The organism is Methylobacterium sp. Leaf469 (assembly GCF_001424745.1).
Taxonomy (GTDB): Bacteria; Pseudomonadota; Alphaproteobacteria; order Rhizobiales; family Beijerinckiaceae; genus Methylobacterium.
In genome coordinates, this window is record NZ_LMRE01000045.1 from 14,804 (window position 1) to 40,452 (window position 25,649).

Consider the following 25,649-nt stretch of genomic DNA (forward strand, 5'->3'; position numbering starts at 1 on the left):
TCGAAAAAGGCGGCCTACCGGGCCGCCTTTTTACGACTTCAGTTGTCGAGGAAGCTCCGGAGCTTGCGCGACCGGCTCGGGTGCTTGAGCTTGCGCAGGGCCTTCGCCTCGATCTGACGGATGCGCTCGCGGGTCACCGAGAATTGCTGGCCGACCTCTTCGAGGGTGTGGTCGGTGTTCATGCCGATGCCGAAGCGCATGCGCAATACGCGCTCCTCGCGCGGGGTCAGCGAGGCAAGGACGCGCGTCGTGGTCTCGCGCAGATTGCTCTGGATCGCCGCGTCGATGGGCAAGACGACGTTCTTGTCCTCGATGAAGTCGCCGAGGTGGCTGTCCTCCTCGTCGCCGATGGGGGTTTCGAGGGAGATCGGCTCCTTGGCGATCTTCAGGACCTTACGCACCTTCTCCAGGGGCATGGCCAATTTCTCGGCCAGTTCCTCGGGGGTCGGCTCGCGGCCGATCTCGTGGAGCATCTGGCGCGAGGTGCGGACGATCTTGTTGATCGTCTCGATCATGTGCACCGGGATGCGGATGGTGCGGGCCTGATCGGCGATGGAGCGGGTGATCGCCTGGCGAATCCACCAGGTGGCGTAGGTCGAAAACTTGTAGCCGCGACGGTACTCGAACTTGTCCACCGCCTTCATCAAACCGATGTTGCCCTCCTGGATCAGGTCCAGGAACTGCAGGCCGCGGTTGGTGTACTTCTTGGCGATGGAGATCACGAGGCGGAGGTTCGCTTCGATCATCTCCTTCTTGGCCTGACGGGCTTCGCGCTCGCCCTTCTGGACCATGTTGACGATCTTGCGGTACTCGCCGATCTCCAGGCCCGTCTCGGAGGCGAGCGTCAGGATCTGCTCGCGCAGGCGCACGACCTCCTTCTGGCCCTTCTCGACGAGGTTCTTCCAGCCGCGGCCGCCGAGGCTGCCGACGCGCTCCATCCAGTTCGGGTCGAGCTCCCAGCCCTGGTAGTGGCGCAGGAACTCGTCGCGGGCGACGCCGTGGGTCTCGGCGTAGCGCATCAGGCGGCCCTCATGCGAGATGAGGCGCTTGTTGATGTCGTAGAGCTGCTCGACCAGGGCCTCGATGCGGTTGGCGTTGAGCGAGAGGGACTTCACGTCGGTGACGACGATGTCCTTCAACTCGTCGCGCTTGGCGGCCTGCGCCTCCGTCAGGGTCTTGCCCGAGGCCTTCACCTCGGCGTGCTCGCTCTGCAGCTTGCGCAGCTTCTTGTAGTTGTTCGCGATGTTGTCGAACGTCTCGAGGACGCGCGGCTTGATCTCGGTCTCCATGGCCGCCAGGGAGACGTTGTTCTCCATGTCGTCCTCGTCGTCGCCCTCGGGCGCCGCCGGAGTTTCGGCCTCGGTCTCCTCGGCTTCCTCGCCGCCTTCCGCGATCTGCATCGCGTTCTTGGCGTCGGGACCCGCGTAGGTGGCTTCGAGGTCGATGATCTCGCGCAGGAGCACCCGTCCGTCGACGAGTTCGTCGCGCCAGATGATGATGGCCTGGAAGGTCAGTGGGCTCTCGCACAGTCCGGCGATCATCGCCTCGCGGCCCGCCTCGATGCGCTTGGCGATGGCGATTTCGCCCTCGCGCGACAGCAGCTCCACGGAGCCCATCTCGCGCAGGTACATCCGCACGGGATCGTCCGTACGGTCGGTGGGCTCCTTGGTCGTGGTCTCGCGCACGGCCGGCGCCTTGGTCGGCGCGATCTCGGCGACCTCGGTCCCCTCCGCGCCGTCCTCGTCCTCGCCGGCCTCGCCGTTGGCCTTGGTCTCGCCGGCGGTCTCCTCGGTCTCCTCCGCCTCGACGACGTTGATGCCCATCTCGGAGAGCTGGGACAGTACGTCCTCGATCTGGTCGGGATCGGACTGGCCGTCGGGCAGGACCTCGTTGATCTCCTCGTAGGTGATGTAGCCGCGCTTCTTGGCGAGCTTCACCATCCGCTTGACGGAGGCATCCGTCAGATCGAGAAGCGGCCCGTCCGTCTGTGCCTCGGGGGCAGCATCCGTCTCGTCCCGTTCCGTTGCCTTCGTCGCCATGGTCCGCCTATGGTTGTCGTGGCAATGTCGCGCGGGAGTGTGTGGCTCACTCCGCGTCTACGACGTTGCAATGCATATGGTGTGCGGAACGCCGAAAAGCGCCCGCGTCGATCTCAGATCCCGGTATGCAAGCGAGACGCTTGACCGATTGTTAACCATGCGCCGCCTTCGGCGCGAGAATTCCATTCCTTCGAAGGCCTAGCCCGCTGCCGCATCGGCGTCGGACCCGTCCTCCTCCGCCTCTGCTCCGGCGACCACGGCCATACGTTGCTTCACGTCACACAGCCAAGCGAAGTTCGCCTCCGTGAAGTCCTCGGCCAGGGCGTGTTCCGCCAAGCGAAGTTCGCTATTTAGCGCGCCGGACTTGCGGTGCAAGATCACGGCCTGACGCAATGCGTCTTCGAGACGCACGGGATCGGCATGCGCGTCAAGGGTCCATCGGTCCCCGGGGCGCACATGAGTGGCCAGTCGTTCCGACGCCTCGACCAGTCCGGTGCGCCGCAGGCGGGCCTCCAGGACCTCGACGCCGGGCTGTCCGGCATCGGCGTGGCTGTCGAGGAGCAGCGAGCGCAGGGCCTGCGCGTCGGAATCGCCGAGTTCGAGTTCGGCGAGATCCTCCGCCTCGATGCCGAGGAGTTCCGGGTGGACGAGGAGGCTCGACACGATCATCGCCTCTCGGTCGCGAAACGCCACGGGGCCGGCGGCGTTGGTCTCGCCCGCATAGAGCGGGTTGAACTTGGTGGTGATGCGCGGCGACGGCGGCGGATCGCCCGGGCGCGGGGTCCGCTGGTAGGCCGGCCGGCCCCCGCCGCCGCCCTGTCGGGGCTCCCACGGGCCGCGTCGGCCCTGGTTCGACTGGGGTGAGAGCGCGCGCAGGCGGCCCTCGATCTCGTCGCGGTAGAACCCCCGCACGGTCTCGTCGCGGATGCCCGCCACCATCTCGCGCAGGATCTTGGCGAGGCCTGCCCGGCGCTCGGGCGTGTCGAGGGGCGCGCCCTCGGTCGCCCGCGACCACAGCACTTCCACCAGGGGGCGCGCGCCCTCCAGCACCCGGTCGATGGCGGCCTTGCCCTCGGAGCGCAGGAGGTCGTCGGGGTCCTGCCCCTCGGGCAGCATGGCGAAGCGCAGGGACTTGCCCGGCGTCAGGCCCGGCAGGGCGACGTCCAGCGCCCGAAAGGCGGCGCGCTGACCGGCGCCGTCGCCGTCGAAACACAGGATCGGCTCGTCGCCGTGGCGCCACAGCAGCGCGACCTGCTCCTCCGTCAGCGCGGTGCCCAGGGGAGCCACGGCGTTCGGGTGGCCCGCCAGCGTCATGGCGATGACGTCGACGTAGCCCTCGACGGCGATGATGGTACCGCGATCGTGGGCGGCCTTCCGCGCGCCGTGGAGATTGTAGAGAAGCTGGCCCTTGTGGAAGAGCGGCGTCTCCGGCGAGTTCATGTACTTCGCCTTGGCGTCCTTCTGCATCGCCCGGCCGCCGAAGGCGATGACGCGTCCGCGCGAATCGGTGATGGGAAACATCACCCGGTCGCGAAACTTGTCGTACGGCACCTTGATGTCGTCGCCGGTCACGAGCAGGCCGAGCTCGGCCATCATTTCCTTGGACACCTCCTTGGCGGCCAGATGATCGCGAAGGGCGTAGCGGTCGTTCGGCGCGTAGCCGAGGCGGAACCGCGCGCGGGTGTCGAGTCCGAGCTGGCGCCGGTCGAGATAGGCCCGGGCCTCGATCCCGGCGCTCCCGGCGAGCTGCGCCTCGTAGAACGCGGCCGCCATCTCCATGATGTCGAGGGCGCCGGCGCGCTTCGTCTCCATTTCCCGGGTGTCGGCACTCGGGGTCGGCAGGCTGACGCCGGCCTCCGAGGCCAGGCGCTCGACGGCCTCGGGAAAGCTCAGCCCTTCCGTCTCCATCAGGAAGGTGAACACGTCGCCGTGTTTTCCGCTCGAGAAGCAGTGGTAGAACTGCTTCTGATCGTTGACGTAGAACGACGGCGATTTCTCGGCGTTGAACGGCGACAGGCCGCGCCACTCGCGCCCCGCCTTCTTCAGCCGGACGCGGCGCCCGACCACGTCGGAGGCGGGCAGGCGCGCGCGGATCTCTTCGAGGATGTGGGGGGGATAGCGCATGGGACCTCTGCGGCCGCCCAGTCTAGCCGAAGGGCCTTAAGGAGTCCCGAACGCTGAGCGTCGCGGCCTGCCGCCTCGCCTCACGCCTTGGCGTTCAGCACCTCTTTCACCAGCCCGCTCGCCTTGCCGAAATCCATCCGGCCGGCATAGGCCGCCTTCAGGGACGCGATGACCTTGCCCATGTCCTTGGGGCCGGCGGCGCCCGTCTCGGCGACGGCGGCCTCGATGGCGGCGCGGGTCTCGGCCTCGTCCATCTGCTGGGGCAGGTACCCGGCAATGATCGCGGCCTCGGCGCGCTCGTTCTCGGCGAGTTCCGGGCGGCCGCCCTGATCGTAGACGCCGGCCGATTCGTTGCGCTGCTTGATCATCTTCTGGAGGAGCGCGAGGATCTCCTCGTCGGTGGGCTGTTCCTTGCCCAGCCCTCGCGCCTCGATGTCCTTGTCCTTCAGGGCGGCCTGGATCATCCGCACGGTGGCGAGTTTCGCCTTGTCGCCGGCCTTCATGGCCTCTTTCATCTCGGTGGTGAGGCGGGCGCGCAGCATGGAAGTCTCCTGATCGGGCTGGTCTGTGAATTGCTGAGTGGATCGCGCGTCTTGAGCCGGTGGGTGCGTGGGGCCACATTGACCCCATCGCCGCCCGCTCGGTATGAGCGCCGCACGACAAGCCACCCGCGTGTGCCGTGTCGCACGGCATGCGCCGTGTCGCACGGCGCCGGGATCGGCCGGACATAAGCGAGATCACGCCGATGCTGCAAGATGAAGGCGCCCGCGCGCACCCCGCCACCGCCGCACCCTCCCCGGCCCCCTGGGCCGAGCCCGTCGCCACCGCCCTCCTGGTTCTCGCCGACGGCACGATCCTCGAAGGGTTCGGCATCGGCCAGACCGGGGCCGCCGACGGCGAGGTCTGCTTCAACACGGCGATGACCGGCTATCAGGAGATCCTGACCGACCCGTCCTATGCCGGACAAATCGTCACCTTCACGTTTCCCCATATCGGCAACACCGGCACCAACGACGAGGATCTGGAGAGCCTCGACGCCGCCCCGGCCTCGGGCGTGCGCGGCGCCGTCATCGCCTCGGCGGTGACCAACCCGTCGAGCTGGCGCTCGTCGAGCCACCTCGACGCCTGGCTGAAGGCGCGCGGCATCGTGGGCATCACCGGGGTGGACACCCGCGCGCTCACCGCCCTGATCCGCGACCATGGCATGCCCAACGCCGTCATCGCCAACGCTCCGGACGGCAGCTTCGACCGCGAGGCGCTGAAGGCGCGCGCCGCCGCCTTGGCCCCCATGGAGGGCCTCGACCTCGTGCCGCCGGTGACCAGCCGCGAGACCTCCGCCTGGTCGCAGACCACCTGGGGCGTGAAGACCGGCTACGGCGATCGCCCGGCCGGCCAGGGCCTGAAGGTCGTGGCCATCGATTACGGCGTGAAGCGCAACATCCTGCGCCTGCTGGCGCAAGCCGGCTGCGACGTCACCGTGGTGCCCGCCACCACGAGTGCGGCCGAGATCATGGCGATGAAGCCCGACGGCGTGTTCCTGTCGAACGGCCCCGGCGACCCGGCAGCGACAGGCGAATACGCCGTGCCGGTGATCCGCGAACTCCTGTCCGAGAAGGTGCCGACCTTCGGCATCTGCCTCGGGCACCAGCTCATGGGCCTGGCGCTCGGCGGCCGCACGGTGAAGATGGCGCAAGGCCACCACGGCGCCAACCATCCGGTGAAGGACAAGACCACCGGCAAGGTCGAGATCGTGTCGATGAACCACGGCTTCGCCGTCGATCCGGGGAGCCTGCCGGCAACCGCGGTGGAGACCCACGTGTCGCTGTTCGACGGCTCGAATTGCGGCCTCTCGCTCACCGACCGCCCGGCCTTCTCGGTGCAGCATCACCCCGAGGCCTCGCCGGGGCCGCGCGACAGCCACTACCTGTTCGAGCGCTTCGTCGCCCTGATGCGGGCGGGCAAGCCCGAGACGCTCCACGCCGTGGCGGAGTGAGGTCGGCGGCCGGCCGCGTCGGGGGTCGCTCCAGTCCGGTCTGTGCGAGCCACCTGCCCCGATATGGACCGGAGCGCGTCACAAAATGTCCGGCATTGCCGGGCATCCCCGCCCCATTAACGGCCCGCTAAGGACGACGCTCGAAGCTTCGTCGCGCGGGCCCGAACCGGACCGATGGCGGGGATCTCCACATGACCTTCGACGACGCGCGCGACGACTTCTCGCGCCTGCATCGCCTCTTCACCTTCCATCTCGGCGTCGGTGTCGGCCTGTCCTGGATGACCACCCTGTACGCGGCCTGCTACGCGCCGTGGGTGCGCAACATCCGGGCCCTCATCGACCCCGCCGCCGGGCTCGACCGCATCGAGAGCACCCTGTCCTTCCTGTTCGTCCTGCCGGCGGTTCTCACCATCGCCTGGGTGAGCCTGTTCTTCGGCCGCGAACTCCTGCGCCGCAGCCAGACGCTATCCAGCGCCGCCCTGGAATTCGCCGCCGCCGCCGTCGTGGCCTTCGGGGTGTTCACCCTGTCCATCGACCGGGCTGTGGCCGCACTCTACGCCGGCCTTTAAGTTCAGCGAACCTGCCGGAGGCGGACGATCACCTCCGGCCCGCGAGCGTGCCTATTGCACCTTCGCGAACAGCGGCTCGAACCGCTTCGTGGCGATCTTGCCGTGGGGGACGGCCTTGGCGGCGTCGAGGTTCGCCGGCTGGTCCCCCCCCACCATCACCAGGCCGATCATCCCCATGATGTAGTGCGGCGCGCACTTGATGCCGTAGACGCCCGGCTTGTCGAAGGTCACCACCTCCTCCGTGCCGACCACGGTCTTGAACGTCGCCGCGCCCTCGGGCGCCATGCCCTTGATCAGCTCGGCGTTGTACCCCTTGTCCGTTGGGGCGAAGCGGATGCTGTCGCCCGCCGCCAGCTTCACCAGGGTGGGCTCGAACACCATCATGTCGTCCGCGCCGCTGTCGAGGGTCTTGACCGTGAACTCGGCCGCCATCGCGGCCGTGCCGAGCGTTGTGCACAGGGTGACCGTTCCGGCGAGCAGGGTGAGCTTCGTCATGCGTTTCCTCGAATGATTCTAAAGAATATCGACGCGTTTCGTCGATTTGGCGCAAATATAGCAACGCACAATGTCGGGAAAATTCGCCGATACTTACGAATTCAAGCAGTTCTATTCGTAAGAATATCTTGGGGGCCGGCGGTGGGCATGGTTCCTGCGTATGGCTGACGGCGCCCACCGCTCCGCCCTTCCAAAACCGGGCGGCGGCGTGTAGACGCGAAGCCTAACGACAATCCACGCCGCTCGCGCCCGCACACGGCAGCCCCCGATGGTGGCGCCGCGTGTGCCTGGGCGCGTGCCCGCAAGCCAGGGCCCCCGATGCCGAAACGCACCGATCTCTCCACGATCCTCATCATCGGTGCGGGCCCGATCGTCATCGGACAGGCGTGCGAGTTCGACTATTCCGGCACGCAGGCCTGCAAGGCGCTCCGCGAGGAGGGCTACCGGATCGTGCTGGTCAATTCGAACCCCGCCACGATCATGACTGACCCGGACATGGCCGACGCCACCTATGTCGAGCCGATCACCCCGGAGATCGTCGCCAAGATCATCGAGAAGGAGCGCCACGTGGTGCCGGGGGGCTTCGCCCTGCTGCCGACCATGGGCGGCCAGACCGCGCTGAACTGCGCCCTGTCCCTGAAGAAGATGGGCATCCTCGAAAAGTTCGACGTCCAGATGATCGGCGCCACCGCCGAGGCCATCGACAAGGCCGAGGACCGCCAGCTGTTTCGCGACGCCATGACCAAGATCGGACTGGAGACGCCGAAATCGGCGGTGGCCAACGCGTCGGCGGCCAAGAAGGTCGACCGCGAGAAGTACCTCGCCGAGATCGCCCGGATCGAGACCGCCACCGAGGGCGACGCCCGCGCGCCCGCGCTGGCCGCGTTCGAGAAGACCTGGCACCGGGGCGAATCCGACCGGCGCAAGCGCTACGGCGAGCACGCCATCGGGCAGGCGCTCATCGCGCTCGCCGATGTCGGCCTGCCGGCGATCATCCGGCCGTCCTTCACCATGGGCGGCACGGGTGGCGGCATCGCCTACAACCGAGAGGAGTTCCTCGACATCGTCGAGCGCGGCATCGATGCCTCGCCCACAAACGAGGTCCTGATCGAGGAGAGCGTGCTCGGCTGGAAGGAGTACGAGATGGAGGTCGTTCGCGACAGGAACGACAACTGCATCATCGTCTGCTCCATCGAGAACATCGACCCGATGGGCGTCCACACGGGCGATTCCATCACCGTCGCGCCGGCGCTGACGCTGACCGACAAGGAATATCAGGTGATGCGCGACGCGTCGCTCGCGGTGCTTCGCGAGATCGGCGTCGAGACCGGCGGCTCCAACGTCCAGTTCGCCATCGACCCGGCCACCGGCCGGATGATCGTCATCGAGATGAACCCGCGCGTCTCGCGCTCATCGGCGCTCGCGTCGAAGGCCACGGGCTTTCCCATCGCCAAGGTCGCGGCCAAGCTCGCCGTCGGCTACACCCTCGACGAGATCGCCAACGACATCACGGGCGGGGCGACCCCGGCTTCGTTCGAGCCGACCATCGACTACGTCGTCACCAAGATTCCGCGCTTCGCCTTCGAGAAGTTCCCCGGCGCCGAGCCGACGCTCACCACCGCCATGAAGTCGGTGGGCGAGGCCATGGCCATCGGCCGGTGCTTCGCCGAATCCCTGCAGAAGGCCCTGCGCTCCCTCGAGACCGGCCTCACCGGCCTCGACGAGATCGAGATTGAAGGCCTCGGCAAGGGCGACGACCACAACGCCATCAAGGCGGCCCTCGGCACCCCGACCCCGGACCGGCTCCTCAAGGTCGGCCAGGCCCTGCGCCTCGGCGTCAGCCACGCGGAGGTCCACGCCTCGTGCAAGATCGATCCGTGGTTCCTGGAGCAACTCCAGGCGATCATCGACCTCGAGAACCGGGTCAAGGCGCACGGCATCCCGACGACGCCGGGAGCGCTGCGCCAGCTCAAGGCCGCCGGCTTCTCCGACGCGCGCCTCGCCGTGCTGGCGAAGACCGACGAGGAGTCGGTGCGCAGGAACCGCCGGGCGCTGGGCGTCCGCCCGGTGTTCAAGCGCATCGACACTTGCGCGGCCGAGTTCAAGGCGCCCACTGCCTACATGTACTCGACCTATGTCGCGCCCTTCGCCGGGACGGTCGTCGACGAGGCCCAGCCGACGGAGGCGAAGAAGGTCATCATCCTCGGCGGTGGCCCGAACCGCATCGGCCAGGGCATCGAGTTCGACTATTGCTGCTGTCACGCCTGCTTCGCGCTCACCCAGGCCGGCTACGAGACCATCATGGTCAACTGCAACCCCGAGACGGTCTCGACGGATTACGACACCTCCGACCGGCTCTACTTCGAGCCCCTGACCGAGGAGGACGTGCTCGAGATCATCGAGACCGAGCGTCAGGCCGGGACGCTGCACGGCGTCATCGTGCAGTTCGGCGGCCAGACCCCGCTCAAGCTCGCCCGCGCCCTGGAGGCCGCCGGCGTGCCGATCCTCGGCACTTCGCCCGACGCCATCGACCTCGCCGAGGACCGCGACCAGTTCAAGCGCCTCCTCGACAAGCTCGGGATGAAGCAGCCGAAGAACGGCATCGCCTATTCGGTCGAGCAGAGCCGGCTGGTGGCCGCCGATCTCGGCCTGCCCTTCGTGGTGCGGCCGAGCTACGTGCTCGGCGGGCGCGCCATGGCGATCATCCGCGACGAGACCCAGTTCGCGGATTATCTCCTCGACACCCTGCCGAGCCTGATCCCCTCCGACGTCAAGGCGCGCTACCCCAACGACAAGACGGGGCAGATCAACACGGTGCTGGGCAAGAACCCGCTCCTGTTCGACCGCTACCTGTCGGACGCCACCGAGATCGACGTCGATGCCATCTGCGACGGCACGGACGTGTTCATTGCCGGCATCATGGAGCACATCGAGGAGGCGGGCATCCATTCGGGCGATTCGGCCTGCTCGCTGCCGTCGCGCTCGCTCTCGCCCGAGACCATCGCCGAGCTGGAGCGCCAGACGAAGGCCATGGCTCTGGCTCTGCGGGTCGGCGGCCTGATGAACGTGCAGTACGCCATCAAGGACGGCGCCATCTACGTGCTGGAGGTGAACCCCCGCGCCTCGCGCACGGTGCCGTTTGTGGCGAAGGTGATCGGCGAGCCCATCGCCAAGATCGCCGCCCGCGTCATGGCCGGAGAGCCGCTGGCGAGCTTCGGCCTCAAGGCCAAGGTGCTCGATCACATCGCCGTCAAGGAAGCGGTGTTCCCGTTCGCGCGCTTCCCCGGCGTCGATGTGCTGCTCGGCCCCGAGATGCGCTCCACCGGCGAGGTCATCGGCCTCGATTCGAGCTTCGGCGTCGCCTTTGCGAAAAGCCAGCTCGGATCCGGCACCCAGGTGCCGAAGGGCGGGGCGGTGTTCGTCTCCGTGCGCGATGCCGACAAGGCCCGGATCCTGCCGGCGATCCGCCTGCTCGCGGAACTCGGCTTCACCATCATCGCCACCAGCGGCACCCAGCGCTATCTCGCGGAACAGGGCGTACCGACGGAGCGGGTGAACAAGGTTCTGGAAGGCCGGCCGCACGTGGTCGATTCCATCAAGAACGGCGACATCCAGCTCGTGTTCAACACCACCGAGGGGGCGGGTGCGCTCTCCGACTCCCGCTCGCTCCGCCGCGCGGCCCTCTTGCATAAAGTGCCGTACTACACCACTCTCGCGGGTGCGATGGCGGCGGCCGAGGGGATCAAGGCCTATCTGGAAGGCGATCTCCAAGTCCGCGCCTTGCAGGAATACTTCGCGGCCTGAATCATCGCGTTGCGGGTGACTTGCGTCACGGCCGCGACGCATTAGGTTCTGGACGATCTTATTCTGGCCCGGGGGGAGCGATTGCGCTCCCTTCGGGCCTCTTCATTGTGGCGCGAGACGATGACCATAGACAAGGTTCCGATGACGGTGCGCGGCTACGCGGCGCTGGAGCAGGAGTTGAAGCACCGCCAGCAGGTGGAGCGCCAGCGCATCATCCAGGCGATCTCCGAGGCACGAGCCCTCGGCGACCTGTCGGAGAACGCCGAGTACCATGCCGCCAAGGAGGCGCAGTCCCACAACGAGGGCCGCGTCATGGAACTCGAAAGCATGATCGCGCGCGCCGAGGTGATCGACGTCACCAAGCTCTCCGGGACCAAGATCAAGTTCGGCGCCACGGTGAAGCTCGTCGACGAGGACACCGAGGAAGAGAAGACCTACCAGCTCGTCGGCGAGCCGGAGGCCGACGTGCGCTCGGGCCTCGTGTCCATCACCTCCCCTATCGCCCGCGCCCTCATCGGCAAGGGTGTGGGCGACACCGTCGAAGTGACGACGCCCGGCGGCGGCAAGTCCTACGAGGTCGTCGCCGTCCAGTACGGCGCCTGAGCGTCGTCGTGCGCCGCCTGTTGCGCTGGGCCGGGACGGGAGGCCTTCTCGGCCTTCTCTCCCTCGCCGCCCCGGCTTCGGCCCAGGGTCTGCCGAGCCTCGGGGGCGAACGGCTGTCCGGCATTCGCGTCGATGTCGGACCCCTCCTCGCCCAGGGGGACGGACCCCGCGCCCGGGCGCTTCAGGACGATCTCACCCAGGCCCTGCGTGCCGAGTTCGCCGATGTTTCCGGTGGGCGCGGCCCGACCCTGGTGGTGCGCCTGCGCAGCCTGTCGATGAATCCCTATGTCGGCAACCAGGGCCGGAGCGGCTTCGGCGGCAGCATGGATTCCGACTATCTCGACGGGGAGGCCCTCCTCGTCGGTCGCCGTGGCGAGGTGCTGGCCCGGCATCCCCAGCTGTCCGTCGTCCCGGCGAGTTCCGGCGGGGCCTGGTACGATCCTGAATCGGAGCGTCGGCGGGTGACCGCCATCGCGGCGCATTACGCCGGCTGGCTTCGGCGGGCCCTGCCGTCGCAGTGATCGTCGGGCGAACCGACCGGCGGGATTGACGTGGCGGCGCCGATGGCGAAAGCGTCCCGGATGCATGCACCGTCCGGCCGTCCGGCAACGACCCCCTCCCCTCCGCGCGAGATCGCCCAGGCCAGGACCTGGATCGTCACCGACGGCAAGGCCGGCGACGAGAACCAGTGCCTCGGCCTCGCCGAGACCCTCGGCCTCGCCTTCGAGACCCGGCGCATCACGCCGCGCCCGCCCTTCGGCTGGATGGCGCCGTGGGGGCCGGTGGACCCGGGCGATCGGCCGGGCCGGGCGCGCGGCGCCCTGTCGGGGCCGCTGCCCGACATCCTCGTCGCCTCGGGTCGGCGGTCGGTACCGTACCTGCGGGCCGTCCGCGAAGCCTCGGGGGGACGAACCTTCACGGCGTTCCTCAAGGACCCGCGCACGGGACCGCAGACCGCCAACTTCGTCTGGGTGCCGGATTACGACGACCTGCGGGGGGAGAACGTCTTCACCACCCTCACCGCGCCGCATCAGGTGTCCGCCAAGCGCCTCGCCGCCGCGCGCGCCCGGCCCGATCCGCGCCTCGCCGGCCTGCCCTGGCCGCGCATCGCCGTGCTCATCGGCGGCGACAGCCGGCATCTCACCTACCGCAACGCCGACATGCGCCGCCTCGTGCGCGATCTGACCAAGCTCTCGGAGGGCGGCTGCTCGCTGATGTTGACGGTCTCGCGCCGCACCCCGCCGGACCTGCGCGACGCCCTCGAGGCCCTGGTCGCGGCCAAGGGCGGGTTCTTCTGGGACGGGACGGGCGAGAACCCCTACGTCGCCATGCTGGCGCTCGCCGAGTCCATCGTGGTCACGTCGGATTCGGCCAACATGGTCGGCGAGGCCGTGAGCACGGGCGCCCCGGTCCTCCTGTTCGACCTGCCGAAGACCTATATCCGTCACAGGCGGCTGTTCGCGGGCCTCGCCATGGCGGGCGCGTTGAAGCCCTTCATCGGTCGTTTGGAGACCTTGCGCTACGAACCCCTCGACGCGACGCCGGCCATCGCGCAGGCGATGGCGCGGGCCTACGACGCGCATGTCGCGCGCCTGGCCTCCGCCGACCCATCCTGAAGGAGACGAATCCGATGGCGCACACCCATTCCAAGCTCGTCATCATCGGCTCGGGGCCGGCCGGCTACACCGCCGCCATCTACGCCGCCCGCGCCATGGTCGAGCCCCTGATGATCTCCGGCTTCCAGCCCGGCGGTCAGCTCATGATCACCACGGATGTGGAGAACTATCCGGGCTTCGCGCAAGCGATCCAGGGGCCGTGGCTCATGGAGCAGATGCGCGCCCAGGCCGAGCATGTCGGCACCAGAATCGTGTCGGAGTACATCACCAAGGTCGATCTCAAGGTCCGGCCGTTCCGGCTGGAAGCCGATTCCGGCGAGACCTACTCGTGCGACGCCCTCGTCATCGCCACGGGCGCCCAGGCGAAGTGGCTCGGCCTGCCCTCCGAAGCGGCGTTCCAGGGCTTCGGCGTCTCGGCCTGCGCCACCTGCGACGGCTTCTTCTTCCGGGGCAAGGAGGTCGTGGTGGTCGGCGGCGGCAACACCGCCGTGGAGGAGGCGCTCTATCTCGCCAACCTCGCCTCCAAGGTGACGGTGGTCCACCGCAGGGGCGAGTTCCGGGCCGAGCGCATCCTGCAGGAGCGCCTGTTCAAGCATCCCAACGTCGAGGTGCTGTGGCACCACGCCGTCGAGGAAGTCTGCGGCACGCAGAAGCCCCCGTCGGTGACGCACCTGCGCCTCAAGGACGTGCGCTCGGGCGAGATCGTCGAACGCAAGACCGACGGCGTGTTCATCGCCATCGGGCACCAGCCCGCGACGGCGATCTTCGAGGGTCAGCTCGCCATGCGCGACGGCGGCTACATCGAGACCAAGCCGGGGACGACCCACACGGCGATTCCCGGCGTCTATGCCGCCGGCGACGTCACCGACGACATCTACCGCCAGGCGATCACGGCGGCCGGCATGGGCTGCATGGCGGCCCTCGACGCCGAAAAGTTCATCGCCGCCCTCGAAGTCGGCGAGACCCCACAGCAAGCTGCGGCGGAATAGCGATTTTTGTCCGCCGCGGCTTGCGCCAGGCCGCAACACAATCGCAAGATCGAAGTCCTAACCTGAGCGCTGACGGCATGGGCCGTCGGCGCTTCTCGCATGGACGACCCACACTGTGATCCGTGGGCATCCGTGCGGCGCGTGTCAGGGTCCGGGCCGGCAACGGCGAACGGGACGGCACCGGGGTGCGTACGGGAGTGGACGCCGTGGACTGGGACAAGATCCGCATCTTCCTCAACGTCGCCGAGGCCGGCAGCTTCACGCGCGCCGGCGACGACATCGGCCTGAGCCAATCGGCCGTCAGCCGCCAGATCAGCGCCCTCGAGCGCGAGTTGAAGGCACCTCTGTTCCACCGCCACGCCAGGGGGCTGATCCTCACCGAGCAGGGCGACCTGCTGTTCCGCGCCGCGCGGGACATGAAGCTGCGCCTGGAGAACACCCGCGCGCGCCTCGTCGAAACCAGCGAGCGCCCGTCCGGCGACCTCAAGGTGACCACCACCGTGGGGCTCGGCACCTCGTGGCTCGCCCAGCGCGTGGCCGAGTTCCTCGACCTCTACCCCGACGTCCGCGTCGAGATGATCCTCACCAACGAGGAACTCGACCTCGCCATGCGGGAGGCCGACGTCGCGATTCGCATGCGGCGGCCGGCCCAGCCCGACCTGATCCAGCGGCGGCTGTTCACGGTGCATTACCACGCCTACGCGGCGGCCGACTACGTCAAGCGCTTCGGCGAGCCCAAGAGCATCGCCGACCTCGACAACCACCGGCTGATCTCGTTCGGCGGCAACGAGCCGTCCTACCTGCTCGCCACCCACTGGCTCGCCACCGTCGGGCGCGAGGGCCAGGAGCGCCGGCCGATCCACTTCACGGTGAACAACATCACGGCCCTGCAGCAGGCCATGGAGACGGGCGCCGGCATCGGCATCCTGCCCGACTACGCCGTGGAGAGCGGGACCGGCCTCGTCCAGGTCATGCGCGACAGCGAGATGCCGCACATGGAGAGCTACCTCGTCTACGCGGAGGAGATGCGCACCGTCGCCCGCGTGCAGGCGTTCCGGGACTTCCTCGTGGCCAAGGCGCAGCGATGGATCTACTGAGCGCCGCGCCTGGGCTCCGTCACACGAACAGGCGTTCTTTCTCCAGGCCCTTGTAGAGACCCGCGACCTGCTCGCCGTAGCCGTTGTAGATCAGGGTCGGCACGCGCTGGTCGGTGCCCAGCACCCGCTCCGTCGCCTGGCTCCAGCGCGGGTGCGAGACGGCCGGATTGACGTTGGCCCAGAAGCCGTACTCGGCCGATTGCAGGCCTTCCCAGAAGGTCTTGGGCCGCTCGGCGACGAACGAGATCTTGGTGATCGATTTCACCGACTTGAAGCCGTACTTCCACGGCACCGCGAGGCGGATCGGCGCGCCGAACTGGTTCGGCAGGGCCTTGCCGTAGATGCCCGTGACCACGAAGGCGAGGTCGTTGGCCGCCTCCGCCATGGTCAGCCCCTCGATGTACGGCCAGGGGTACAGGAACGAGCGCTGGCCCGGCGCCATGGCGGGGTCGAGGAAGGTCTGCATCTGGATGTACTTCGCACCCGAGGCGGGTTTGGCGAGCGCCACCAGCTTCGAGAGGGGAAACCCCGTCCACGGCACGGCCATGGACCACGCCTCGACGCAGCGGTGGCGGTAGAGCCGCTCCTCCAGGGTCACCTTGCGCAGGAGGTCCTCGAAGCCGATCTCGAACGGCTTCTCGACGAGGCCGTCGATCTTGATGGTCCAGGGCTTGGTCTTGAGGGCGTTGGCCGCCGGCAGCACGCTCTTTGACATGCCGAATTCGTAGAAGTTGTTGTAGTCGCCGCTGTACTTCTCCGCCGTGACGGCGCGGTCGAGGGCGTAGGCCTCGTTGCGGGGCGCCGGGTATAGGCCGGGCTCGGCGGCGGCGTGTGCGCCGCGGGCGCCCAGGAGCGCCGATGCGGCCAGACCGGCCCCGGCACCGAGCAGGGCGCGGCGGTCGAGGAAGACGCTCTCGGGGGTCGCGAGGTGCTCCGGGATTTCCCAGCCGCGCGGACGCTTGATGTGCATGTGAGGCTCCTTCGCAGATGCCGGCCGGAACGCTTCACTTCGACGCCCGGCGTCGATTCTCGGCATCCGCCCGATGCCCACCATACGGACCGGCGGCCCGTTTGGTTACACGCGGCGCGATCTCACGAAGCGGGCGGATCGTCGCGCAGGGCCCGGCGCAGGACCTTGCCGACATTGGTCTTCGGCAGGGCGTCGTGGAACACCACCCGGCGCGGCACCTTGTAGCCCGTGAGCTGGGTCCGGGCGAAGGCCCGCAGGAGATCGGGCGTGGTCTCGTCGGTTCGCCGGACGACGTGGGCCACCACCATCTCGCCGGTCTCGTCGTGGCGCGCGCCCACCACGGCGCATTCGAGGACGCCGGGATGGCCGGCCAGCACCTCCTCGATCTCGTTGGGGTAGACGTTGAACCCCGAGACCAGGATCATGTCCTTCATCCGGTCGACGATGCGGACCTGCCCGTCGGGCTCGAACACCGCGACGTCGCCCGTGCGGAAGTATCCGTCCGGCGTGGTGGCCCGCGCGGTCTCGTCGGGGCGCTTCCAGTAGCCGGCCATGACCTGGGGCCCGCGCACGCACAATTCGCCGGGCTCGCCGGGGCCGGCGCTCCGCCCGTCCACGGTGCGGATGGCGACGTCTGTCGACGGAAGCGGGAAGCCGATGGTGCCGGACCATTCGACGAGGCTCGGCGGGTTCACGCAGACCACGGGCGAAGTCTCGGACAGGCCGTAGCCCTCGACGATGGTGGTGCCGGTGATGGTCTTCCACTTGGCCGCCACGGGGGCCTGCACCGCCATGCCGCCGGCGATGACGAAATCGATGTGGCCGAAATTCACCGCCCCGATGCCCGGATGATTCACCAGCAGGTTGAACAGGGTGTTGACCCCGGAGAGGTGGGTGAAGCGGTTGCCCTTGAGGGTCTTCACGAAGCCGTCGGCGTCGCGCGGGTTCGGGATCAGCAGACAGCACCCGCCGAGCTTCACGAACAGGAAGAAACAGCAGGTCAGGGCGAAGATGTGGTAGAGCGGCAGGGCCGTGATCATCACCCGCTCGTGGCCGTCGTCGCCGTCGATGCAGAACCAGGTCTGACACTGGGCGACGTTGGCGACGATGTTGCGGTGGGTCAGCATCGCCGCCTTGGCGACCCCCGTGGTGCCGCCGGTGTATTGCAGGAAGGCGAGGTCGTCGGGGGCGAGGGCAACGACCGGGCGCGGCAGGGTCCGGCCGAGGCGCTGGACCTGCTCGAACCGGACCGTCCGCTCGGGCGGCAGGGCATAGGCCGGCACCGCTTTCTTCAGGGTGCGGCTGGCCCAGCCGATGGCCCGCCCCTTGAGGCCGAGGCCGTCGCCCGGCCCGGCGACGACGATGCGCTCCAGGCTCACCTCGGCAAGGGACGTCTCCACCGTGTGGGCGAAATTCTCGAGGACGAAGAGGGCGCGCGCGCCGGAATCGGCGAGCTGCGCGGTAAGTTCGCGCGGCGTGTACAGCGGGTTGACGTTGACGACGGTGCAGCCGGCGAGCAACACCCCGAGGATCGCCACCGGGTAGGCCGGCACGTTGGGCATCATGATCGCGATGCGGTCGCCCTTGCCGTAGCCCTGCGCCGCGAGCCACGCCGCCACCGCGCGCGCGGATTCGCCGAGAGCGCCGTAGGTGATGCGGGAGCCGAAGCACTGCACCGCCGGCCGGTCGGGATGGCGCCGCAGGGTGTCCTCGAACAGGTCGACGAGGGTGCCGAGGGCCGCCACGTCGATCTCCGCCGGCATTCCCTGCGGGTAGGCGGACAGCCACGGACGCTCGGCGCCACGACGAGGGGCCACCCGATCCTGGGGCATTGCGAACCTCCCTGTGATGTGGCGCAGCGGCTTGGTGCCGCTTTCGTTCACATCTGAACCATCTTTTCGGATTTGCCGGCCCGGATCAAGCCACCGCGCCGGATGGTGGCCGATGGCGCGCCCGGTTGTCGAGCCAGGCGAGCGCCGAATGGGGCAGGAAGGCGAGGAGGACGAGGGCAGCGGCGAGGGCCGCCTCCCCGCCCGTGAGCGGGCGGCGCGGCCAGGCGCCGAGCCCGGCGGCGTGGGCGAGGCCGAGCATCGCGAGGGCGAACCAGAGCGACAGGTATCGCACCAGCACGCGCCCGCCCGCCGCCAGGAGCCATCGGCCCCAGCCTCCACCCCTTCGGACGGTGCCGGCCATGAGCAGGCTGCCGAAACCGAAGGCGAGGCCGAACACGAACGCGGCCGAGGCCGCGCCGAGGCCGTAGGCCACCGTCATGGTCTGCCCGTTGAGGAAGGCGACGCCGCCCGTGGCGAAGCCCGACCGCAGGGTCGGGCCGCCGAAAGTCGGATACAGGCCGGCGACGAGCAGCATCGCGACCGCGACCGCGCCGCCGGCGAGGCGCCGGACGGGTCGGCCCGGCCCCGACCGGATCATCGTCACGAGGAGGGCGGCGAGCCCGTACAGGATGGCGGCCGCGAACAGCGGGTACCGGTCGAGGAAGAAGCCGTAGAACCGCGCCTCGACCACCCCCGGCAGGACCGTGCGCTGGCTGAACCCCGTCGCCCAGGCCAGGCCCACGCCGAGGATCGCGGCCGCCGCCGGGGCCAGCGCCCAGGCGGTGGCGGATACGCGGCTCACGCCTCGTAGTTGTCGCGCACGAGGCGATCGAGGAGGCGCACGCCCCAGCCCGCACCCCAGCTCCGGTTGATCTCCGACGACGAGGACGACATGGCGACGCCCGCGATGTCGAGATGCGCCCACGGCACGTCGTTGGTGTAGCGCTTGATGAAGGACGCGGCGGTGGCCGCACCCCCGTGGCGACCGCCGGTGTTCTTCATGTCGGCGAACTTCGAGTCGATGGCCTTGTCGTAGGCCGGGATCAGCGGCATCCGCCACACGGCCTCGCCGGTCGCCTCGCCGGCGGCGGTGAGCTTGGCGGCGAGGTCGTCGTCGGTGGAGAACAGGCCGGCGATGTCCTGGCCGAGCGCCACGATGATCGCGCCCGTGAGTGTGGCGAGGTCGATGATGAACTTCGGCTTGTAGGCGCCCTGGACGTGCCAGACCACGTCGGCGAGCACGAGGCGTCCCTCCGCGTCGGTGTTGATGATCTCGATGGTCTGGCCCGACATGGAGGTGACGATGTCGCCGGGGCGGAAGGCGTCGCCGTCGGGCATGTTCTCCACGATGCCGATGGCACCGACCACGTTCACCTTCGCCTTGCGGGACGCCAGGGCGTGCAGGGTGCCGACGACGCAGGCCGCACCCCCCATGTCGCCCTTCATATCCTCCATGCCGGCCGCCCCCTTGATGGAGATGCCGCCGGAATCGAAGCACACGCCCTTGCCGACGAGGGCGATGGGGGCCTCGTCCGCCGCTCCGCCGTTCCAGCGCATGATCACCACGCGGGGCTCGCGCACCGAGCCGCGGGCCACGGCGAGGAGCGCGCCCATGCCGAGGGCTTCGAGCTTGCCGGGGCCGAGCACCTCGACCTCGACGCCGAGCTTCGTCAGGTCCTCGGCGCGGCGGGCGAACTCCGCCGGGAAGAGGACGTTCGGCGGCTCGTTGACGAGTTCACGCGCCAGGATCACGCCCTCGGCCACCGCATCGGTGGTCCTGACGGCGGCCTCGGCGGCGGCCGGATCGGTCACCATGAGGGTGAGCGTCGTGCCGCGGGTCTCCTCGCCCTCGGGCTTCTTCTTGGTCTTGTAGCGGTGGAAGCTGTAGTGACGCAGGCGGGCGCCCAGCGCGATGTCGGCGGCGTTCTCGGGCGTCACCGTCACGCCCGGGAGCACCAGCGCCAGGGTGGCGGTGCGGCCCGTGACCTTGCTGGCGGCAAAGCCGCCGAGCGCCGGCCAGTCGAGCTTGGCCCGGTCCTTCTCGGAGCCGAGGCCGACCACCACCAGGCGGTCCACGTCGAGGCCGGCGGGGGCCGGCAGGGTGAGGGCCGAGAGGGACTTGCCCTTGAAGCGCTCGCTCGCGGCGGCGCGGGCGACGAGGTCGGCGGCACCGCGCCCGACGGCCTGGGCCACCTCGGGTGCGAGAGCGAGATCGTCGCCGACGAAGACGACGAGGTCGCCCCGGCCCACCGGTCCGAGGGCCTCGAATGCGATCGTGATACCGTCCGCCATGCCTGCAGCTTTCCATGGGCGCGCCAAGGTCGCGCGTCGAGTGTGTGCGGCGCGGCACGCGAAGGACGGGCGGCGCCGGATCGGTTTCCTGTGTACCCGACGAGCGTCAGAACGCAACGCGATGGCGCGGCGGCGGAAAACGCCGTCAAACCGCCCGGTTTGGTGCGCTTCAGGGGTGGCTCGACGCGACCTGCGGGCCTGCGCTACATCGGCGGGTCGCCGCATCGGTGACCCGGCCAAACGTCCCCCGGGAGATCCGTCCGCGAGAACCGATGACGCAGATCGAGCGCTACATCTTCCGAATCGCGTTCGGAGCCTTCCTCGCCTGCCTCGTCGGCCTCACGGGTACGATCTGGGTGACGCAGGCCCTGCGGGAACTCGACCTCATCACCGCCAAGGGCCAGACCCTGGTGATCTTCTTCCTCATCACCGGCCTGTCCCTGCCGACCCTGGTCACCGTGATCTCGCCGGTGGCCCTGTTCATCGCCGTGGTCTACGCCCTGAACAAGCTCAACGGCGATTCCGAGCTCATCGTCATGTCGGCGGCGGGGATGAAGCCACGCCGCATCCTGCGCCCGTTCCTTACCCTCGGCCTCGCCGTCAGCTTCGCCGTGGCGTTCCTGACGATCCAGGTGATGCCGTCCTCGTTCCAGGAACTGCGCGACGTGCTCACCCGGGTGCGGGGCGACTTCATCGCCAACGTGGTCAAGGAAGGCCAGTTCACCAGCCTCGACAGCGGCATCACCTTCCATTTCCGTGAGCGTGGACCGGGCGGATCGCTGCTCGGCATCTTCATCCAGGACAAGCGCGAGGCGGGAAAAAGCGTGGTCTACCTCGCCGAGCGCGGACAGGCGGTGGATTACGGCGGCCAGAGCTACCTCGCCCTGGAGAAGGGCAGCGTGCACCGGCAGCAGAAGGACTCGCGCGACTCCTCGATCATCACCTTCGAGCGCTACACCGTGGATCTGGCCGCCTTCACGCCTCCGGATTCGGAGGTGACCTACAAGCCGCGCGAGCGCTCGACGACGCAGCTGTTCTTTCCCGATCGGGCGGAGGGCTACTACCAGCTCCAGAAGGGCCGCTTCCGCTCCGAGCTGCACGACCGCCTGTCGTCGTGGCTCTATCCGCTGGCGCTCACCTTCATCGCCTTCGCGGCGCTCGGCGATCCCCGCACCACCCGCCAGGGCCGGGGGCTCGCCGTCGCCGGGGCGGTGCTGGCGGTGGTGGTGCTGCGCATCGCAGGGTTCGCCGCCACCAGTGCCGCCACCCGCAGCCAGGGCGCCGTCGTGGCGATCTACGCCGTGCCGCTGCTGGCCATCGCGCTGTCCAGCGTCCTGATCTTCCACGGGCCCGCGGTCCGGGCCTGGAACGCGCGCCTCGCCGGGCTGCTGCGCCGCCGACGCCTCGGACGGGCCTGAGCCGTGAGCGCACTCATCGGCCTCACCCTCGGGCGCTACTTCGCGCTGCGGTTCCTGCGCACCATCCTGGGCGTGTTCCTCACGGTCTTCACCCTGGTCTACACCCTCGATTTCGTCGAGCTCCTGCGCCGCGCCGGCGACGCCGAGGGCGCGTCCACGGGGTTGATGGCCCAGCTCGCCCTGTTCCGCACCCCGGCGGTGGCCGAGGGCGTGCTGCCCTTCGCGATCCTGTTCGGATCGATGGCCTCGCTGCTGCAGCTCTCGCGCAAGTTGGAACTCGTGGTGGCGCGGGCCGCCGGGATCTCGGCGTGGCAGTTCCTCCAGCCCGGCCTGTTCGTGGCGCTCGCCATCGGGGCCTTCACGGTGGGCGTCTACAATCCGGTCTCGGCCCTGCTGAAGCAGCGCTCCACCGAGATCGAGGCGAAGATCTTCGCGCGCTCCACCAAGGCGGGCTCGGGCAAGGACATCTGGATCCGCCAGCGCAGCGTCGACGGGCAGGCGATCCTGCGGGCCGAGACGGCCATCGAGGGCACCACGACGCTGGCGGGCGTCTCGGCCTACACCTTCGACGAGGCCGGGGCGTTCGTGTCGGAGATCGATGCCGCGCGGGCGATCCTCCACGACGGGTACTGGGAGCTGCAGGAGGCCCGCCTCCTCACCCCGGACGCGCCGCCGGAGGGCTTTTCCACATATCTCATCGCCTCCACCCTCGACCCCGGACAGGTGCGCCAGCGCTTCACACCCCCGGAATCTGTGCCTTTCTGGCAACTTCCCGAGACCATCGCACGCAACGAGCGGGCGGGGTTGGATGCCACGCGCTACCGTCTCCAGTATGACGTGCTCATGGCGCGCCCCGTTCTCTTCGTCGCCATGGTGCTCGTGGCGGCCAGCGTTTCCTTAAGGTTCTTCCGCTTTGGTGGCGTGGGAAAGCTCGTGCTCGGCGGCGTGGCGGCCGGGTTCGCGCTCTACGTCGCCCGGCAGCTCCTCGAGGGACTGGGTGCGTCCGGGATCGTGACGCCGGCGGTGGCGGCGTGGTTCCCGGCTGTGGTAGGAAGTCTTCTCGGTACGCTCACGCTTCTCTACCAGGAGGACGGCTGATGCTGATCTCCGGATCGGGAAACGGGGTGGGGTCGTGGCAGGAGTTGGGACTCGCGTTGCGTAAGGTCGCCGACATCGCACTCGCCGCCGGTCTGCTGGCGCTGCTCCCGGCCGTGGTCTCCACCGCGGCCGACGCCCGTCCGGCTGCGCAAACGGACGCCAAGACGACTGACGCCAAGACGAAGCCGGCTTCGGGCAAGCCCGCCTCGAACAAGCCGGCCGAGCGCCTTCTCGTGGAGGCGGCCGAGCTCGTCTACGACAACGACAAGAACACCGTCGCGGCGCGCGGCAACGCCGAGCTGCATTACGGTCCGCGCACCCTGCAGGCCGACCGCGTCCTCTACGACCGCAACACCAGCCGAGTCTTCGCCGAGGGCAACGTCCGCCTCACCGACGAGACCGGGGCGGTGCTGACCGGCGCGAAGATGGAGCTGACGGACGACTTCAAGAACGGCTTCATCGACGCCCTGCGCATCCAGCAGACCATCGAGGTGAAGGGCCAGCCCGTCCGCACCCGGTTCTCGGCGCCCCGCGCCGAGCGCATCGAGGGCGACCGCACGAGCTTCGAGTACGGCACCTACACGGCCTGCGAGCCGTGCAAGAACAACCCGGAGACGCCGCCGCTGTGGCAGATCCGCGCCACCAAGATCATCCACAACAACGAGACCCATACCATCGCGTTCGAGGAATCGACCCTCGAGATCGCCGGCATCCCGCTCGCCTACCTGCCGTATTTCGAGACGGCCGATCCGAGCGTGAAGCGCAAATCCGGCTTCCTCACGCCGCGTTTCATTTCGTCCACGGCGCTCGGCAGCGGCCTCGCCGTGCCGTACTTCTTCAATCTCGCGCCGGATTACGACCTGACCCTGTCGCCGGCTTTCCTCAGCAACCAGGGTGTGCTGGGTCAGGCCGAGTTCCGCCAGCGCCTCGAGACGGGTTCATACAACCTGCGTCTCTCGGGCATCTTCCAGACGACGCCGAGCGCGTTCCTGCCCGGGCCGCTGGGCGCCGGGGACCGCGATTTCCGCGGCGCCGTCGAGTCGAAGGGCCAGTTCTACATCAACGACCGCTGGCGCACGGGCTGGGACCTCGTCGGCGTCACCGACAAGTGGTTCCTGGACAACTACCGCATCCGCAACCAGAGCATCACGACGGACTATTTCCGCGAGGCGGTCTCGACGGCCTACCTCATCGGACAGGGCGACCGCTCGTGGTTCGAGGCGCGGGGCTACTACTTCAAGGGCCTGTCGAGCTTCGACTGGCAGAAGGAACAGCCCATCGTTGCGCCGGTCATCGACTACGACAAGCGCATCAACGGGCCGGCCCCGCTCGGCGGCGAGGTCCGATTCGAATCCAACATCACCAGCCTGACCCGCGAGGCCACGGACTTCCAGGGCATTCCCCGCACGGGCGCGTACCTGCTGAGCCCGAGCGCCAACGGCCAGAGCTTCCCGCTCTACGAGACCTGCCTGACCTTCACCCGCAGCACCTGCCTGATCCGCGGCCTGGCCGGCACGACGACCCGCGCCTCGGCGCAGGTGTCCTGGCGCCGGACCTTCATCGACGACGCCGGTCAGGTGTTCACGCCGTTCGCCTACCTGCGCACCGACGCGTTCTTCGTCGACCCGCGTAATTCCGGCTACCAGAACGCCCTGGCGCAGAACCTGACGACCCAGGATTCCGACATTTCCGGCCGGGTGATGCCGGCCATCGGCCTCGATTACCGCTACCCGTTCGTCTCGAATTTCGGGCCGCTGGGCGTCCACACCCTGGAGCCCATCGTCCAGGTCATCGCCCGCCCGAGCGAGACCCGCATCGGCCGCCTGCCCAACGAGGACGCGCAGAGCCTCGTCTTCGACGACACCTCCCTGTTCCAGTGGGACAAGTTCTCAGGGTACGACCGGGTCGAGGGCGGCCTGCGGACCAACATCGGCGGGCAATATTCCGTTGTCACGCCCGCCGGCTGGTACGCGAACGTGATGTTCGGCGAGTCGATCCAGATCGCCGGCGTCAACTCGTTCCGCCGCGGCGACATCGCCAATGTGGGCCTCGATTCGGGCCTGGAGAACCGCCGGTCCGACTTCGTCGGCCGGTTCCAGCTCTCGCCGAATCAGAACATCAGCTTCATTTCGCGGGCGCGGTTCGACCAGCGGGATTTTGCCGTCAACCGGTTCGAGACGGGCGTGACGGCCCGCTTCGCCCCGTTCCTGCCCCTCGACCTGTCGGTATTCTATTCCTACTACGAGGCCCAGCCGGCCCTCGGCTTCGTACATCGGCGCGAGGGCGTGACCGCGTCCGCCACCTACCATGTGACGCCGAACTGGTTCGTCACCGGCTCGGCCCTGGTGGATCTGAGCCACTACCTCGACGTGCGCGACAACTTCGCCGACGCCTACACCGCCTATCTGCAGAACCCCGTCGGCCCGTCGCCGATCTACGTGAATCCCGGCAAGTCCTACCTCTCGGGCATCAGCCTCGGGGCCGGCTATCAGGACGAGTGCACTACGGTGTCCCTGAACTACATCGTTTCGCCCATCGCCACGGCGCTGGGCACGGCGGAGCGCAACCGCACGGTGCTGCTGCGCGTCGAGCTCAAGACCCTCGGCGAGGCGGACCTGCGCCAGAACCTCGGCACCGCCACCACGTCCGACGGGATCGCCACCATCCGGTGAGCCCGGCCGCCTTGCCTTGTCGGCCCCGACCTGCGACG

At 68.7% G+C, this 25,649-nt stretch carries 19 protein-coding genes; 11 read left to right on the forward strand and 8 right to left on the reverse strand.

Features of this window, described 5'->3' with window-relative positions:
• Window positions 1-38 precede the first annotated feature (38 nt).
• The 3 genes from rpoD to ASG60_RS20195 all read right to left on the reverse strand — a co-directional run bounded on the left by rpoD (window position 39) and on the right by ASG60_RS20195 (window position 4,705).
• Window positions 39-2,039 carry an RNA polymerase sigma factor RpoD gene (gene rpoD, locus ASG60_RS20185; protein WP_056387458.1) on the reverse strand — a complete coding sequence of 667 codons (2,001 nt, stop codon included), beginning with the start codon at window positions 2,037-2,039 and terminating at the stop codon, window positions 39-41.
• A gap of 198 nt (window positions 2,040-2,237) precedes the next feature.
• Window positions 2,238-4,163 (reverse strand): DNA primase, encoded by a 1,926-nt coding sequence (gene dnaG, locus ASG60_RS20190; RefSeq protein ID WP_056387462.1) that lies wholly within the window; start codon window positions 4,161-4,163, stop codon window positions 2,238-2,240.
• A gap of 80 nt (window positions 4,164-4,243) precedes the next feature.
• On the reverse strand, window positions 4,244-4,705 hold the full coding sequence (locus ASG60_RS20195) for a GatB/YqeY domain-containing protein (RefSeq protein WP_056174535.1): 462 nt from the start codon (window positions 4,703-4,705) through the stop codon (window positions 4,244-4,246).
• A 203-nt stretch (window positions 4,706-4,908) separates the two neighbouring features.
• Here ASG60_RS20195 and carA point away from each other — a divergent pair, with 203 nt between their 5' ends.
• Both carA and ASG60_RS20205 read left to right on the forward strand, forming a co-directional pair.
• Window positions 4,909-6,156: a glutamine-hydrolyzing carbamoyl-phosphate synthase small subunit gene (carA, locus tag ASG60_RS20200; protein ID WP_056174533.1), complete on the forward strand. Its 1,248-nt coding sequence runs from the start codon at window positions 4,909-4,911 to the stop codon at window positions 6,154-6,156.
• A 191-nt stretch (window positions 6,157-6,347) separates the two neighbouring features.
• Entirely contained in the window at window positions 6,348-6,725 is a 378-nt protein-coding gene (locus tag ASG60_RS20205; protein WP_056387466.1) for a hypothetical protein, read from the forward strand.
• A 51-nt stretch (window positions 6,726-6,776) separates the two neighbouring features.
• Here ASG60_RS20205 and ASG60_RS20210 read toward each other — a convergent pair whose 3' ends face one another.
• Window positions 6,777-7,220: a pseudoazurin gene (locus tag ASG60_RS20210; RefSeq protein WP_056387470.1), complete on the reverse strand. Its 444-nt coding sequence runs from the start codon at window positions 7,218-7,220 to the stop codon at window positions 6,777-6,779.
• Between the two features lie 318 nt (window positions 7,221-7,538).
• On the opposite strand from ASG60_RS20210, the gene carB reads away from it, so the two are divergent.
• The 6 genes from carB (at window position 7,539) to ASG60_RS20240 (ending at window position 15,329) form a co-directional block, all read left to right on the forward strand.
• Window positions 7,539-11,024, forward strand: a complete 3,486-nt coding sequence (gene carB, locus ASG60_RS20215; protein ID WP_056387473.1) for a carbamoyl-phosphate synthase large subunit — start codon at window positions 7,539-7,541, stop codon at window positions 11,022-11,024.
• A 126-nt stretch (window positions 11,025-11,150) separates the two neighbouring features.
• On the forward strand, window positions 11,151-11,627 hold the full coding sequence (gene greA / locus ASG60_RS20220) for a transcription elongation factor GreA (protein WP_187272944.1): 477 nt from the start codon (window positions 11,151-11,153) through the stop codon (window positions 11,625-11,627).
• Window positions 11,628-11,635: 8 nt separating this feature from the next.
• Window positions 11,636-12,148: a hypothetical protein gene (locus tag ASG60_RS20225; protein WP_244473847.1), complete on the forward strand. Its 513-nt coding sequence runs from the start codon at window positions 11,636-11,638 to the stop codon at window positions 12,146-12,148.
• 60 nt (window positions 12,149-12,208) lie between these two features.
• On the forward strand, window positions 12,209-13,243 hold the full coding sequence (locus tag ASG60_RS20230; protein WP_056174525.1) for a mitochondrial fission ELM1 family protein: 1,035 nt from the start codon (window positions 12,209-12,211) through the stop codon (window positions 13,241-13,243).
• Between the two features lie 14 nt (window positions 13,244-13,257).
• Window positions 13,258-14,232, forward strand: a complete 975-nt coding sequence (trxB, locus tag ASG60_RS20235) for a thioredoxin-disulfide reductase (protein ID WP_056174523.1) — start codon at window positions 13,258-13,260, stop codon at window positions 14,230-14,232.
• A gap of 206 nt (window positions 14,233-14,438) precedes the next feature.
• Window positions 14,439-15,329 (forward strand): LysR family transcriptional regulator, encoded by an 891-nt coding sequence (locus ASG60_RS20240; RefSeq protein ID WP_056175021.1) that lies wholly within the window; start codon window positions 14,439-14,441, stop codon window positions 15,327-15,329.
• Window positions 15,330-15,348: 19 nt separating this feature from the next.
• Here the strand turns inward: ASG60_RS20240 and msrP are convergent, their stop codons facing one another.
• The 4 genes from msrP to ASG60_RS20260 all read right to left on the reverse strand — a co-directional run bounded on the left by msrP (window position 15,349) and on the right by ASG60_RS20260 (window position 20,423).
• The gene (gene msrP / locus ASG60_RS20245) at window positions 15,349-16,299 is read right to left on the reverse strand and encodes a protein-methionine-sulfoxide reductase catalytic subunit MsrP (protein WP_056174521.1); all 951 of its coding nucleotides are present in this window, start codon (window positions 16,297-16,299) and stop codon (window positions 15,349-15,351) included.
• Between the two features lie 122 nt (window positions 16,300-16,421).
• The gene (locus ASG60_RS20250; protein ID WP_244476727.1) at window positions 16,422-18,131 is read right to left on the reverse strand and encodes an AMP-binding protein; all 1,710 of its coding nucleotides are present in this window, start codon (window positions 18,129-18,131) and stop codon (window positions 16,422-16,424) included.
• 85 nt (window positions 18,132-18,216) lie between these two features.
• A complete protein-coding gene (locus ASG60_RS20255; protein WP_056387476.1) occupies window positions 18,217-18,933 on the reverse strand; it encodes a hypothetical protein in 717 nt (238 codons plus the stop codon).
• The gene (locus tag ASG60_RS20260) at window positions 18,930-20,423 is read right to left on the reverse strand and encodes a leucyl aminopeptidase (RefSeq protein WP_056387482.1); all 1,494 of its coding nucleotides are present in this window, start codon (window positions 20,421-20,423) and stop codon (window positions 18,930-18,932) included. The genes ASG60_RS20255 and ASG60_RS20260 overlap by 4 nt, the downstream gene beginning before the upstream one ends.
• Window positions 20,424-20,695: 272 nt before the next feature.
• On the opposite strand from ASG60_RS20260, the gene lptF reads away from it, so the two are divergent.
• The 3 genes from lptF to ASG60_RS20275 are packed head-to-tail and all read left to right on the forward strand — an operon-like array spanning window position 20,696 to window position 25,611.
• Window positions 20,696-21,841, forward strand: coding sequence for an LPS export ABC transporter permease LptF (gene lptF / locus ASG60_RS20265; protein WP_056268426.1), 1,146 nt, complete (start codon window positions 20,696-20,698; stop codon window positions 21,839-21,841).
• Window positions 21,842-21,844: 3 nt separating this feature from the next.
• The gene (gene lptG, locus ASG60_RS20270; protein WP_056268429.1) at window positions 21,845-22,939 is read left to right on the forward strand and encodes an LPS export ABC transporter permease LptG; all 1,095 of its coding nucleotides are present in this window, start codon (window positions 21,845-21,847) and stop codon (window positions 22,937-22,939) included.
• Window positions 22,939-25,611: an LPS-assembly protein LptD gene (locus ASG60_RS20275; RefSeq protein ID WP_056387485.1), complete on the forward strand. Its 2,673-nt coding sequence runs from the start codon at window positions 22,939-22,941 to the stop codon at window positions 25,609-25,611. The genes lptG and ASG60_RS20275 overlap by 1 nt, the downstream gene beginning before the upstream one ends.
• Window positions 25,612-25,649 lie beyond the last annotated feature (38 nt).

Coding starts and splice junctions, on each gene's coding strand:
- rpoD (WP_056387458.1), bottom strand. CDS start 2,039: ATGGCGACGAAGGCAACGGAACGGGACGAGACGGATGCTGCCCCCGAG.
- dnaG (WP_056387462.1), bottom strand. CDS start 4,163: ATGCGCTATCCCCCCCACATCCTCGAAGAGATCCGCGCGCGCCTGCCC.
- ASG60_RS20195 (WP_056174535.1), bottom strand. CDS start 4,705: ATGCTGCGCGCCCGCCTCACCACCGAGATGAAAGAGGCCATGAAGGCC.
- carA (WP_056174533.1), top strand. CDS start 4,909: ATGCTGCAAGATGAAGGCGCCCGCGCGCACCCCGCCACCGCCGCACCC.
- ASG60_RS20205 (WP_056387466.1), top strand. CDS start 6,348: ATGACCTTCGACGACGCGCGCGACGACTTCTCGCGCCTGCATCGCCTC.
- ASG60_RS20210 (WP_056387470.1), bottom strand. CDS start 7,220: ATGACGAAGCTCACCCTGCTCGCCGGAACGGTCACCCTGTGCACAACG.
- carB (WP_056387473.1), top strand. CDS start 7,539: ATGCCGAAACGCACCGATCTCTCCACGATCCTCATCATCGGTGCGGGC.
- ASG60_RS20230 (WP_056174525.1), top strand. CDS start 12,209: ATGCATGCACCGTCCGGCCGTCCGGCAACGACCCCCTCCCCTCCGCGC.
- trxB (WP_056174523.1), top strand. CDS start 13,258: ATGGCGCACACCCATTCCAAGCTCGTCATCATCGGCTCGGGGCCGGCC.
- msrP (WP_056174521.1), bottom strand. CDS start 16,299: ATGCACATCAAGCGTCCGCGCGGCTGGGAAATCCCGGAGCACCTCGCG.
- ASG60_RS20250 (WP_244476727.1), bottom strand. CDS start 18,131: ATGCCCCAGGATCGGGTGGCCCCTCGTCGTGGCGCCGAGCGTCCGTGG.
- ASG60_RS20260 (WP_056387482.1), bottom strand. CDS start 20,423: ATGGCGGACGGTATCACGATCGCATTCGAGGCCCTCGGACCGGTGGGC.
- lptF (WP_056268426.1), top strand. CDS start 20,696: ATGACGCAGATCGAGCGCTACATCTTCCGAATCGCGTTCGGAGCCTTC.
- ASG60_RS20275 (WP_056387485.1), top strand. CDS start 22,939: ATGCTGATCTCCGGATCGGGAAACGGGGTGGGGTCGTGGCAGGAGTTG.